We start from the raw sequence: 13,255 nt of genomic DNA on the forward strand, positions 1-13,255 counted from the left end.
GGCCTCCCCATGTGAGAGTAGGACATCATCAAGCTTTAAATTAAGAACCCCGGTCTCTATGACCGGGGTTTTTTCGTTGTATGAAGAAAAGGCGGGGTGGAAAACTAAGCCAGTAAAAATGCTTTGTTCTGCTGATAATCAGTGAAAAATAGCGACCGGTCCTGAAAATAAAGATCAGATGAAGGGGAGTGGAGAATACAAGGGCAGGAAAAGCTTTTGATAAAATACGTGATTCACAGGGCTAATCTGTACAATTAGCCCTGAGCGCTTTTACTTCTGAGCTTTTGCTGATGAGGCTCTGAAGGTTCTCTTATTACCTACAGGTTTACCAGCCGGAGTGTTCCTTGTTGCTGTATTCTGAGGCGTTGATTGCTTTTTATCCTGGCTTACAGCTTTATTCTGACCCTGTTTTTTATTTCTGGATAATTGCTGTTCACGTTCAGGGGATGTACTCGATGCTTTATTCTGAGCACGAGGCTTTCGTTTGTGATTATCGTTATTTGAACGGGCGTTTCGAGGATTTGTTCTCCCTGAACGATGTGCTGGCTTTGATTTATTACCCGCTGCTTGCTCGGATAACTCCTGGTCAGGTTCAAAGCCCTCGACTACCGTTCGAGGAAGCTTCTTATTAGTTAAACGCTCGATAGCGGCAAGCAGTTTAGCTTCTTCTGTACATACCAGTGACACAGCTTGTCCTGTAGCGCCTGCTCGTCCGGTTCGGCCAATGCGGTGCACATAGTCTTCAGCCACATTTGGCAGATCCATGTTTACAACGTAGGGAAGCTGATCAATATCAATCCCTCGTGCGGCGATATCGGTTGCAACAAGAGCCTGTAGCTTGCCTGATTTAAAGTCTGCCAGAGCTTTCGTTCTGGCTCCCTGACTTTTATTGCCATGAATGGCTGCAGCCATAATACCTTTGCTTTCCAGAGCGCGGCTCAGGCGGTTAGCTCCATGTTTAGTCCGGCTGAATACCAGTACCTGATGCCAGTCATTCTCTTTAATCAGGTGGCTTAACAGAGCTGTTTTTCTGCTTTTATTAACCGGGTAGATCCACTGTTTAACCGTCTTAGCTGTGGTATTGCGGGGTGTTACTGATACTTCAATGGGATTGTTCAGAATGCCTTTTGCTAACGTTCTTATATCATCGGAGAAGGTTGCAGAAAATAACAGGTTCTGGCGTTGTGCAGGAAGTATATTCAGGATTTTTCGAATATCGTGAATAAAGCCCATATCGAGCATGCGATCTGCTTCATCTAATACCAGTGTTTCCAGCTGTTTAAAACACACCGCTTTCTGATTGAACAGGTCAAGCAAACGACCTGGTGTTGCCACCAGTAAATCGACACCTCTACGTAATTTTGCTATTTGAGGATTGATTTTAACGCCACCGAACACCACGGCAGAGCGTACAGAGGTATATTTGCTATATGCCTGCACATTATCTTCAATCTGAGCTGCCAGCTCACGGGTCGGTGTCAGAATCAGTACCCTGGGCTGGTTTCCTCTGACAGGCTGTTTTTCAGACAGTTTCTCCAGCAGAGGGAGTGTGAAGCTGGCTGTTTTACCCGTTCCAGTCTGGGCGGCCGCCATAATATCTTTATCCTGTAAGACAAGCGGAATTGTTTTCGCCTGAATAGGAGATGGAGATTGATAGCCTTTATCCTGGATCGCTTTCAGGATAGACGATGACAAGCCCAGGTTATTAAAACCTGATTGGGATTCAGATTGCATAAGAGGAATATATTAGCTCAAGAGATGTGTGCGGGCATCATACACGAAGCACTGTGACGGGTATATATATAGCGATAGCTTTGTCATGACGTCTGTCTGATTGATAGGTATTATTGTGAATCTTTTCTACCTCAACCGCGACACCTCGTGGTATATGCTGATTAAGGTAGTCTGCTCCTTATACTCTGAAATAGCCCTATTCTGTATCGGATGATGATTGTCTGAGTGCCACAGCCTGGTAAATTCGATCTTTCATTAAACGGGCAACCGCAGAAAAAACAGGTACGACAACAGAGTTACCAAACTGCTTATAAGCTTGAGTATCTGATACAGGGATTCTGAAGTCACTGGTATTTTCTGCTTCAAACCCCATCAGGCGGGCACACTCTCTGGGGGTTAAGCGCCTTGGTCTGTTTGCCTGATTGACTGGATCATCAAAAGGGGCTTTATCATCCCAGCCACGATCAATCAGAATTTCTGAACCATCTTTATAATAGCGGGCAGATAATGTCCGGGTAGTGCTGTTTTCATTCACCAGCCCATAACCAAAGCCATTACCTTTTGCTTTATGTTTTAACGCATAACTGTGCAGATACGCCCATAGTTTTGGCGTCAGGATATATTTGTCATCAACCTTTTTTTCCAGTAAGTCGCCTAAAGAGGGGATATGCTCCGGCAGTTGCTGAGTAATATTGTTCAGGGTAAAGCCCTGATGAATATCCAGGTCTTTTCTGAACCCCACCAGTACAATTCTTTCTCTGTGCTGAGGCAGGAATTTTTTACCATCAATAATTTTAGGGTCAGAAGCTCCGGTAGCTTCGGCGTCAGATACCCAGTATCCCAGCTCATCCAGAGTTTCCAGAATCACTCTGAAGGTTTTTCCGCCATCATGACTTTTCAGGTTTTTCACGTTCTCTAATAGAAACGCGGCTGGTTTTTTTGCCTTCAGGATTCTCGCCACATCAAAAAATAGCGTCCCTTGAGTGGTACATTCAAAGCCGTGGGCGCGGCCCAATGCATTTTTCTTAGAGACTCCGGCAATGGAAAACGGTTGGCAGGGGAATCCGGCAAGCAGGACATCATGATCAGGAACAGAGCGGTCGATATGTTCGTAAGCAGCCTGTTCTGATATACCTTCATCACCGGATAAGGTGATTTTGCGGATATCGTCGTTAAAGATATGCTGTTCCGGGTCACAATAGTGGTTGGCTTTGTAGGTTCTGACTGCGAACTTATTCCATTCACTGGTCAGGACGCATTGGCCTCCAATGGCTTCAAAGCCTTTACGAATACCACCAATACCGGCAAACAGGTCAATAAATTTAAATCCGGGAACCTGTCTGGTATCCGGAGGTGTGGGCAGGAGTTTTTGTAACTCAGTAAATTCCGTGTGAGTCATCTTAGGTGCCGCTTTGCCCTTGGCCCAGCGGTTAATGGTTTCCCGGCTCCAACGATCGGGAGATACCGAATTAAGATAGTTTGCCACGAATTTCTGGTCGTAGATCTGCAGTACCTGCATCAGAAGAGCCAGCTCTTCTGTTGTATCTTCTATTTTCATTTACAGTTCATCTGGGTTAAACGTGTGACAAAAACTCACTTTTTATTTCCTGTATCATACTATTTTTTGTGACATTTTGACCGGGAAATTTCAGTGGTCGTCAATCACCAGGGTTAAACAGTTAAAAGGTGGTATTTTTCATTTGTTGGGTAGAGTCTTACAGAGCGACAGATATAGCGGTTCAGATATATTGACTCAGAGCCTGTCGAAATGAACGCCTTAGATAAACTAAGAATGTCCCGCGAAATTCTCAGATTCGTTGCACTTTTATTTCATTCTGTTGCAACAAAAGCCCCCTAATATTCACTGCATCACAGGGGCGGTCACAGATAAATACTCTTTTTTATCCGCTAGTTGCGCATCGCCCGATTAATTTTTCTCTATTTAGAAGAGCTATTACGCCGATGGGCAAGTTAATTCTGATCATGATTGACGGTATCAGTGCAAGTCACTTTGAAAAGATCCGTCATCAGTTACCTGTACTGAATCGTCTGGCCCGACAGGGTACTCAGGTTCAGGGTGTCAGCCCGGAAATGTGTGGTACTTCCTGTCCGGGGCGGACATCCATTATTACCGCGGCTGCTCCGGCAGATCATGGCGTATATGGCAACTTTATTCTAGATGGTGACGGTTTCCGCTGGGCAAACCCTTATGATATCCGGGTGCAGACGTTACCTGAGCTGGCTAAAAAGCAGGGTAAAGATGTGGCCTGTGTCGGGTATGGCATGGTGCGTCCGGAAGATTGCTCGGTCTATGTCGGGCCCTGGTGGGCCGACGAGATGCTGATGAGAGGAAAAGATCAGCAGCCTGTCCCGGCAGATCTGCAATGGCAGAAGTGTGGTGAAACCATTGATCCGGATGGTCGTATAGCTCGCTTATTTGAAAGCGGCGAAGCCTGCGAAGTAGTTGCACCGAATAAACACCCTCGTTACAAGCTGCAGCTGGGGATGCTGGCGGACCATCAGTTACTGGATATTGCCGCAGGTCTGGCTGCATCTGACGAAGCGCCTGATTTGATTATGCTGGAAATCGCTATCACTGATTACTTCCTGCATAAATACGGGGCAGAGCACAGCCTGACAGAATGGTCGATGCGTATAGCCGACTCTCAGATTGGCAGTCTGATCACCCGTCTGGAGCAATCTGGCAAGTTGGATGAATATAACTTTGCCATTATGAGTGATCACGGTCATACCCCTATGCCGGATGCTCTGTATGTCGATCGTATTCTGGGCAAAGACACGATCTGGTCCAGTGAAGGTGCGGTGTTAATGGTAAAACCCCGTGATAAGCAGCACGCTCATGAAGTGACACTGGCACTGACTGAGTTTGGTATTCAGCTGTGGGATAACAACCACCTGCCTGAAGAACTGCGTGAAGATATCATTACCTTTATTACACCAAAAGGGTCTGATATCAGCTTTGAGGCTGCGCCAGATGAAGCTCCTGAAGGCACCAGTGGCCCATCTGAATATGTATCAAATCATGGCATGCGTCCGGGGCGTCTGGAAGATTACCGTTTCTGTATCTTTAGTGGTCCTGATGTACCCCAGCAGATTTTACCAACCGCTTATAACCATCAGGTTGCACCCACTATGGCTTCAATCATAGGGGTTGAAACGCCCTGGCATGCACAACCGATTTTCAAGCGTAATGCCTGATGGCATGAGCAATATACACTGAAATTGCCACTGCTCTGGCAGGAAGTATGGCCAGCGTTGAAGTGTTAGCAGGTAGCATTCGCATTGCTCATGATGTGGGTTATGTCGGAACTGAATCTCTGGACCCGATTTCTCCGAGTCGTTTTTTCTATGCGAACCAGATGCTGTACTCACGCCAGGTGCGTCAGGGAACAAACGGCGAGCCTGCACCAGAGATTGCTATAAGCGCTGGCTGTGCCGCCTGATTTTGCTCGTCTCTGACGACGGTGCTTACCGCTGGGTAATCCGGCGGATTTTTTCTGCTTAATTAATCCAACTGCTTTTCTGTATAAAAAGCAGCAGGATAAAGTACCCGGCGAGCGAGCAGGAACACGTTTTAAGACGACGATTTCACTCACTTTATTTTATGGACCTGATATCACTATGGCTCTGGTAATTTATGATATGGACGAAACCCTGCTGGATGCAGACTGCTCAACGTTATGGATTGAATATCTGATAGAGCAGGGAATGGCTGACAGAGATGAAATACTGCAAAAAGAAAAGCAACTGATGCAGGACTACTATCAGGGCAATTTGAAAGTAGAAGACTACGTGACTATGCAGCTTAAACCAACGATTGGCTTATCCTTTGAAGAACTGGAGCCTCACCTGGAACGCTACGTGGCTGAAAAAATCCGGCCAGTAATTCGCCAGCAAGCCCGTACTAATATTGCCCGACACAAAGAACAGGGTGATCGTTGCCTGATTATCTCAGCATCAACCGAATTCCTGATTCAACCGATTGCCAGAGAACTGGGCATTGAAGACATCATCGGTATTGAGATTGAAATAGAGCAGGGGAGAATCACCGGTAATATCAGTGGAATACCCAGCTACCAGGAAGGAAAAGTCACCCGACTGGAAAAATGGCTGAGCCTGAATACCGAAAATATGAATAACAGCTGGTTTTACAGTGATTCACATAATGATCGACCTTTGTTAGAAAAAGTCACAAACCCCGTTGCGGTCAATGCCGACGAAAAACTGAGTCGTCTGGCGACAGCAAATGGCTGGTTGCAGGTGTGCTGGCAATAAAAGTCAGAAAAAATCAGTTTTAAAGTAAGGGAGTGCATTGATTTCACTCCCTTTTTTGTGCCTCTAATTTAATTCGAACGATTTCAGTCCGTTGATATCCAAAGCCGTACCAGGTTCACTTTTTTATTATATAAAAATTTAAATCCAGTTAATTTAATGTTTGTTAATGTGTTTTTCTAAGGGATTTCCCTGGTGGTTTGTTTTTTTGTGTGATGTCATAATGTATATGTGTAACAAAATGGTAATTGCCATGATTTAGGTCAGCGCAGACGTTTTAGCTGGCGCGCAAAGTGAACAACAACGAGACAGGTGTTTTCATGCTAAAAAGTAAAGGTTCAGAGCTGATGAAAAAATTAACAGACCGGCCAGAAGCGCTGATTGTTCTTTTCTTCAAAAGTATGGGGATGGGAATTATCCTGTATACCCTGATCTCTATGGTCTTCTTCAGTACTACTCGCCATGAAATTGACATGTTCTCGGATATTGTTCTGGTGGCAATGGGATCGGGTATGCTGCTGATGAGCAACGTCTGGCGAGATCTGTAGCGCAATAATTCAAACCTGCTCCACACCACATGAAAAACTTACCTGATATAACAGCTTTCCTATTTTGAGGCAGGGCACTTTTCTGTGTGCTATCACTTTAAGTCGATGGTGTCTGAATGCTTTCACCGAACGGTTAGAGTGCATCCTTAAACTGCTATCGGAATTGCACTGGGCAATATAATCTTTTGATCCGCCCTCTGAGCTAGAGTGTCGGAGTTCCGCATAGCGCTTTCATCCAATATATGCACTCCTAGTCTGTCTGGATGTACAGTATATTTTGCGAAATTTACATAATTTTGCTCGGATAACCTGTCGCAATGCTCGGTTTGTCGGTGTATTATTTTTCAATATTTAAGTAAATCAACATGTTGTAGCTCGCATGAAAAGCAAAGCGAGTGCGCGTTGATTGGAAATAACAGGCATGCTCGGTTTTCAGGGATGAGAAAACACAAACCTTCTATTTTTCTCTTCCTGAACAATCAGTTATGGCATTTCTCGGTAAAGTCAAAATCCGGGGAAAACGCGCATGCGTGATATTAAAATAATGAGATGGACGCCCTTCTATACTTCCGATAGGCCGGTATAAATTAGCAGAGGGTGCAGCAATGAAACAGTTATCTGTTATTGGTGTTGATTTAGCAAAGAATATTTTTCAAATTCATGCTTTAGATAAATTGGGGCACTGCTGTTTGAAGAAGTCTTTGAGAAGAAGTCAGTTTCTATCGTTTTTTGCCAAATTACAGCCTTGCTTAATAGGTATGGAGGCTTGTGGAGGTTCTCATTATTGGGCCAGAGAGTTGATCAGTTTAGGGCATGATGTTCGCCTTATGCCTCCCCAATACGTTAAGCCATATGTAAAAACGAATAAGAATGATGCAGCAGATGCGGAAGCCATTGCTGAGGCCGTTACTCGACCAAATATGAGGTTTGTTGATGTTAAAAGTGTTGAACAGCAGACAATATTATTGATTCATCGGGAGCGAGATGGATTAGTTAAAGAGAGAACATCATTAATAAATCGATTGAGAGCCACATTATCTGAGTTTGGTATAGCAATTCCGACAGGAAGAAGCCGACTAAAGAACTGGTTCAAAGAGCAGTACGGAAACTATGAAGACTCCTTGCCAGAGGTGCTGAAGTCACATATCTGCCAGATAATGCTTCGTTGGCAACAGAAAGAAGAGCAAATTATTGAGTTAGAAAAGGTACTTGATAAGCAGAGATGCTCAAGTGAGCCTTGCCAGAGGTTAACAGAAGTGACGGGGATCGGTGCTTTAACATCATCGGCACTGGTCGCTACTGTAGGTAATGCAAAGTCTTATAAATCAGGCAGGCAGTTATCCGCATGGCTTGGAATAGTCCCGAGACAAAATTCAAGTGGCGGGAAACAGGTTCTGCAGGGTATCAGTAAGCGGGGAAATACTTATCTGCGGCGCTTATTTATACATGGTGCCAGAGCGTTACTTCGACATATCAAACCCTCACACCCATGGTATGAATGGGTTCAGAATCTGGAATGTCGAATGCACAGAAATAAAGTGATTGTGGCTATAGCCAATAAGTTAGTCCGTGTTGCCTGGGCGATCTTGCACAAGGGCACACGTTATCAACCGTAAAATGGAGTCTGGTTTTGCGCAGGAAAGTACTTTGATGACAAAACAGGTCGGACCGTGATTGAGAAACTCTGTGCCTAACATCGTTCAATATTAGAACGTTAAAATGATTAGAGCTCAATCAGCGGATCTCATCAGGGATAGAAGCTTAGTGCTTCATAAAAAATCCGAATAGATGGCTGCAAACCTTAACTTGTCGGAAAGAAACTACTTGCCAAAAACGGGGCGTCCATAGATGTTAGGTAAATCGGAGAAAAAATGAGACCCGGTACAGTATCGAAAATTTTATGGCATTTCACAGGTGGACCTCAGTGGGACTCTGAATCAAATAAGCAGCTAAAAGAATTGAAGCCAGCAATGAATGGCTATAAAGCTATGAAATCCATTTTATCTAGTGGCGAGCTTAGAACTGGGAATTATCATGAAATAGTGAAAGTAATCGTTCCTGAAAAACGCAAGTACAATTACGAAACTAAGTCTTTTGAAATGCTTAAAAATGTACCTGTGACAGTTAAATCAAACCCTGTTTGTTGTGTGGCGGATATACCACTTCAACATCTCGCTTATCATGCGCAGAGGTACGGTAAAATAGCAATTGGCTTCAGGAGGGAATCTATCATAAAAGCAGCTTTCAATCCTGTAATGTACACGTTGGAAAACTCTCCATTGTTAAACTCTATCTATACTGGCTACGATGCAATAGATGAGGTTGATCCATCATGTATTGCGAATGAAATAGAGTCACTTTCAGGAGAAGTTGAACAAAAATTGGAAGAGCATAATATTGATGATTACATCGATTTTTCTAATCCAGAATTTGAAATCGGTTATGTAGCAAAGGGTCATGAAAAACTTACTGATAGCTACAGCAACTTCTTGGCTTACATCAAGACATTCGATACAACGGAGTTTGACAGCATCTATTGTGAAAGAGAGTGGAGATCAACTCAGAATTTTAAATTTACATTTGATGATGTAGCAATGTTAATTTTACCTTCAGAGCAAGAGGGTTTTGAGTTCTATACAGACTTTTTGAATAACTTTGATCTGCCTAGAGGAATTACGGTTGCTCGATGGGAAGATTTGGTCGAACATTAAATTTACCTAACAAACAAATTATGGCGCTGCTACGCAGCTGGGACCTCCATTCCAGCGCTTCGCGCCTACATTCCGGCCCCATATTTGGGCGTTAAATGCTTGGCGAGAAACTGTATTTCAATATTTTAAACTAATCACACAAATAATCTGGATTGTTAAATGGGTAATATGGCGATAAGTGGTACAGCAGATATCACTCATGAAGGGATTAAAAAGCATTTTACTAAATGGAAGAAATATCCTTTTCAATCAGTCATTGAATTGATCGCTAACGGATTTGATTCTGGCGCAACTTCCGTAGATCTTACGATTGAACACAATGAAATGCATGGTCTAGTTGCTATAACTGTGTTGGATAACGGGTCGGGCATTGATATAAAGAAATGCGACCAACATTTTTCTAGGTTTAATGAATCTTCTAAGCAAGGTGATGATGACCTTCAGGGAGCTCACGGAAAAGGAAGGCTTGCGTTTCATTTGCTCTGCTCAAATGCTACTTGGTACACCAAATGCCATGACTCTGAATCTAAGATACTAATAGATAGCACTAAACTGCGTAATTTTTCAGCAAAAGAGATTGCGCCAGAGGAACAGCATGCATTATTAAGCCCACTTGAATCAGGTACATGTGTGGTCCTGTCCAATTTTCATACCAACCTTCCAGAGCTAGAGGTTATTAAAAGTAATCTTGAAAGCTATTTTGGCTGGAGACTAATTCTAAACCCCGATCGAAAGTTAACGGTTAATGGAGTAGAAGTCGAGATTCCTGAAAATGAATTGATAGAGAAAAATATTTGTATTGATGGAGCTGAATTTAAAATCGATTTTATTCGCTGGGTAGATAAGCCTGGAGATGAAAAGTCATATAATTATGTAGTTAACCATGATGGACGAGTATTGCATCGAGATCTAAGCAGTTTTAATAAAAAACCAAAGTTTCACCTTAGCTCATACTCTAGGTCGAACTGGTTTGATAATTTCAATAAAAGTAGCTCAACGCTAAATTTTACGGATGCCCCGCAGGTTAGCCCAGAATCTGATGCTTTCAAGAAGTTAAAAAAGGCAATACATGAGTTCAGCAGGGAAATATATGAAAAGTTTCTTCGGGAATTTGTTGAAGAAAAAATCGAGGAGTATGAAGCTCGCGGTTATTTTCCCGAGCATAAAAGGCTAAAAGCGGAAGAAGCGGCTTGGAGAAGAGAGAATACTAAGTCATTTGTAAAATCACTTTATATAACTGACCCCGCGATTTTCAATAATATAAAAGAAAAACCTGTAAAAATACTATTGGCGCTAATTGATAAGATATTGGTGTCCAATGAGAATGATACGATTTTTGAGGTTATCGGCGAAATTCTTAATCTAGATGAAAATCAAATAAATACATTCTCGCAGCAAGTTAAAAATTCATCGTTAGAAAATGTTATTAGTACCATCGAAGTCCTTCAAAAGAGAGAGCTTGCTGTCCATAAGCTTCGAGAAATAATGGTTAAATATTATAAAGAAGTTCTCGAAACACCTGATTTGCAGGGGATTATTGAAAGTAATACTTGGCTTTTCGGTAACAAATATACACTGCTGGGTGCTGAAGAGGATGACTTCCAAAAAATATCTTTGAATCTTAGGAATCATGTAAAAGGAATAGATTCCATTGATGAAAGTGACGTTGAGTCAGTGGATTTAGATGGTGGGTTAGATATTGAGGGGGTTAGACGGCAAGTAGACTTATTCTTAGCTAGAAAGAATATTGGATTCAATTCTAGGGGTGAGTCTTATTACCAGTGTACGATCATCGAAATAAAGAGGCCAGCAGTTGCACTCAACGAAAAGCATCTTAAGCAAATACGAGACTATGCGCGAATAATATCCGAACACTCAGGCTTCTCAATGGAGAAAATGAGGTTTGAAATAATACTGGTCGGTAGAAAAATTTCAGATAAAGATTTCGATATCAACTCAGCGTTAGAAACGGCAGATGCTAAAAACGAACCTGGATTAGTGTTCAGCACCAAAAATGATCGGATAAAAGGGTATGTGAAAACCTGGGGAACCATATTTGCTGAATTTGATTTAGCAAACCACTACCTGCTTGAAAAACTTCAAACGAAGAGGGGTTCTCTTGAAGATAAGTCTTCAAAGCAACTGGTAGATGAACTTCAGGAGCCATCGGAGTAATGCATTTAACAAGCGGCTGCACCGGACAAATTTCCGCTGTCACCCTTTTTCGCTTAGCAGCAAAAATCCGCCATCAAAAATTTGCCCGGTGAGCCGGGCATTAGTGAAAAAAAATAAAGGCGTAAAATGAATCTTACGAGTATAATTAAAGCAAACTTAGATCGATTAAATATTAAATACGATAACCTTGACTCAATTCAGGAGTTATCTGAAATAAAAAATAAAATTAAATGGCCCGATAACTTTTACCAAGGTTCGACAGAGCTATTTAAAACTTACATTCAAGAAACAGGAAATGAAGATTTTAACGGTTTCGAAGAGTTTGAATTAGAAGATGAAATGCCTTCAACTCATAACTTTAGATTTATTCAAGATCCACAAAATATAGGGTTCTGGGAGAGCTGGGAAAAAGAATTTACAAGTGTATCTCCAAACAAGTATTTACCATTTGCATGTGATGAGGACTATTTTTACTTCTTGTGTCACAATCCAGACAACGAAAATAATCCTTTAATCCACAGTATTGATCATGAAGAAACTCAGGAAGAACCATATGACGAGAATGGGCTCACTCTTGAATCACTATTAGCTCTCCTTGAAGAGAAAAAACAGTAAATAGTATAACAACCACTAACAAATCACTCTACCTGACCCGTTATGTCGCGCCCTCATTCTTCGGTCACTCCATAACGTGCAGGTAAGTTCAATCGTTAGATACACACCAATTCCAACTATAAATACAAGATTGAATTAAATGAAAAACAGAGTCGCTTTAGTTACAGGTTCGACATCAGGAATTGGCAAAGCTATTGCCAGTCGTCTTGCTTCGGAAGGTTTTTCCGTCGTTTTCCATTCGCGTTCATCTGTAGATGTCGGCCAGCGCTTGGCATCAATGCACGAAAACGCTTCTTATTTCCAGGCTGATCTATCAAATCAAGCCGAATCGAAAGGCTTAATCAAGGAAATTTCCTCCAAATACGGACGTCTGGATGTTTTAGTAAATAACGCAGCATTAACTGAGGTTATAGACCATTCAAATCTCAAGGCAGCTACTCCTGAAATATGGCGAATCCTTCATGAGGTTAATGTCATTTCTCCATGGACATTGATTTCCGAAGCTGAGCCTTTGCTCAAAAAGTCCTCTTCTGAAGGTGCCACTAGCTGTATTCTTAACATTAGTTCTCATGCAGGCGTACGCCCCAAAGGCGCATCAATTCCCTATTCAGTAACTAAGGCTGCGCTCAACCATATGACAAAACTATTAGCTTTAAATCTGGGGCCTGAGATTAGGGTCAACGCCATCGCTCCAGGTTTAGTTCATACACCAATGAGCAAAGACTGGGAGGCAGCCCGTGAACTATGGAAAACCAAAGCCCCTATGAAACGGGGCGCAGAACCAGAGGAGATTGCTTATGTCGCTGGAATGTTAATCAACAGCTCCTATTTAACTGGTGAAATCGTGCTCTCAGATGGCGGGTTAAATTTAACGTGAAGAAAGCATCTAACAAATTGCAGAATCAATAATAATTTACTTTTGGCAGCCAACTCTTAACGACAGAAAAAAGGTATATGCACCAAAACCAATTACGTTAGTTAATAAATGGTTCAAGACAGATGGCTCGCCACGCCATAGACAACACACGATGTGTAAAGGTCTTGACGATGTAATTTCTTGGGATGGTGAGTTGTGGCGAAGCGGTAACCTACAGGTCTGGGCGGAATGAAATATAACAATACATAGCAGTCGCCTGGGTTCGTCAAAAATGCCGTTCGTTCCCCTCTCTGTCTTTTGCT

Annotated in this window: 11 protein-coding genes; 9 read left to right on the forward strand and 2 right to left on the reverse strand. The window is 42.5% G+C overall.

The genetic code is table 11. The annotated features are described in order from the left end of the window. Nucleotides 1-270 precede the first annotated feature (270 nt). Together H4O21_RS21435 and dcm are read right to left on the reverse strand one after the other, a co-directional pair. Nucleotides 271-1,734 carry a DEAD/DEAH box helicase gene (locus H4O21_RS21435; RefSeq protein ID WP_182811015.1) on the reverse strand — a complete coding sequence of 488 codons (1,464 nt, stop codon included), beginning with the start codon at nt 1,732-1,734 and terminating at the stop codon, nt 271-273. Between the two features lie 196 nt (nt 1,735-1,930). Next, nucleotides 1,931-3,292: a DNA (cytosine-5-)-methyltransferase gene (gene dcm, locus H4O21_RS21440; RefSeq protein WP_182811017.1), complete on the reverse strand. Its 1,362-nt coding sequence runs from the start codon at nt 3,290-3,292 to the stop codon at nt 1,931-1,933. A 404-nt stretch (nt 3,293-3,696) separates the two neighbouring features. Here dcm and H4O21_RS21445 point away from each other — a divergent pair, with 404 nt between their 5' ends. The 9 genes from H4O21_RS21445 to H4O21_RS21485 all read left to right on the forward strand — a co-directional run bounded on the left by H4O21_RS21445 (nt 3,697) and on the right by H4O21_RS21485 (nt 12,953). Then, nucleotides 3,697-4,953, forward strand: coding sequence for an alkaline phosphatase family protein (locus tag H4O21_RS21445; RefSeq protein WP_182811019.1), 1,257 nt, complete (start codon nt 3,697-3,699; stop codon nt 4,951-4,953). A gap of 47 nt (nt 4,954-5,000) precedes the next feature. Continuing rightward, complete coding sequence (locus tag H4O21_RS21450) at nt 5,001-5,198, forward strand: hypothetical protein (protein WP_182811021.1); 198 nt, start codon at nt 5,001-5,003, stop codon at nt 5,196-5,198. Between the two features lie 178 nt (nt 5,199-5,376). Further along, on the forward strand, nt 5,377-6,030 hold the full coding sequence (locus H4O21_RS21455; RefSeq protein WP_182811023.1) for an HAD family hydrolase: 654 nt from the start codon (nt 5,377-5,379) through the stop codon (nt 6,028-6,030). A 317-nt stretch (nt 6,031-6,347) separates the two neighbouring features. Beyond that, the gene (locus H4O21_RS21460; protein WP_182811025.1) at nt 6,348-6,575 is read left to right on the forward strand and encodes a hypothetical protein; all 228 of its coding nucleotides are present in this window, start codon (nt 6,348-6,350) and stop codon (nt 6,573-6,575) included. 605 nt (nt 6,576-7,180) lie between these two features. After that, nucleotides 7,181-8,191 carry an IS110 family RNA-guided transposase gene (locus H4O21_RS21465; RefSeq protein WP_182811027.1) on the forward strand — a complete coding sequence of 337 codons (1,011 nt, stop codon included), beginning with the start codon at nt 7,181-7,183 and terminating at the stop codon, nt 8,189-8,191. A 255-nt stretch (nt 8,192-8,446) separates the two neighbouring features. Further along, entirely contained in the window at nt 8,447-9,286 is an 840-nt protein-coding gene (locus tag H4O21_RS21470) for an abortive infection system antitoxin AbiGi family protein (RefSeq protein ID WP_182811028.1), read from the forward strand. A 159-nt stretch (nt 9,287-9,445) separates the two neighbouring features. Then, nucleotides 9,446-11,461, forward strand: a complete 2,016-nt coding sequence (locus H4O21_RS21475) for an ATP-binding protein (RefSeq protein ID WP_182811029.1) — start codon at nt 9,446-9,448, stop codon at nt 11,459-11,461. 126 nt (nt 11,462-11,587) lie between these two features. Beyond that, a complete protein-coding gene (locus H4O21_RS21480) occupies nt 11,588-12,076 on the forward strand; it encodes a hypothetical protein (protein ID WP_182811031.1) in 489 nt (162 codons plus the stop codon). A 139-nt stretch (nt 12,077-12,215) separates the two neighbouring features. Continuing rightward, nucleotides 12,216-12,953 (forward strand): SDR family NAD(P)-dependent oxidoreductase, encoded by a 738-nt coding sequence (locus H4O21_RS21485; protein WP_182811033.1) that lies wholly within the window; start codon nt 12,216-12,218, stop codon nt 12,951-12,953. Nucleotides 12,954-13,255 lie beyond the last annotated feature (302 nt).

This window comes from Oceanospirillum sediminis (genome assembly GCF_014164585.1).
Lineage (GTDB): Bacteria > Pseudomonadota > Gammaproteobacteria > Pseudomonadales > Halomonadaceae > Oceanospirillum > Oceanospirillum sediminis.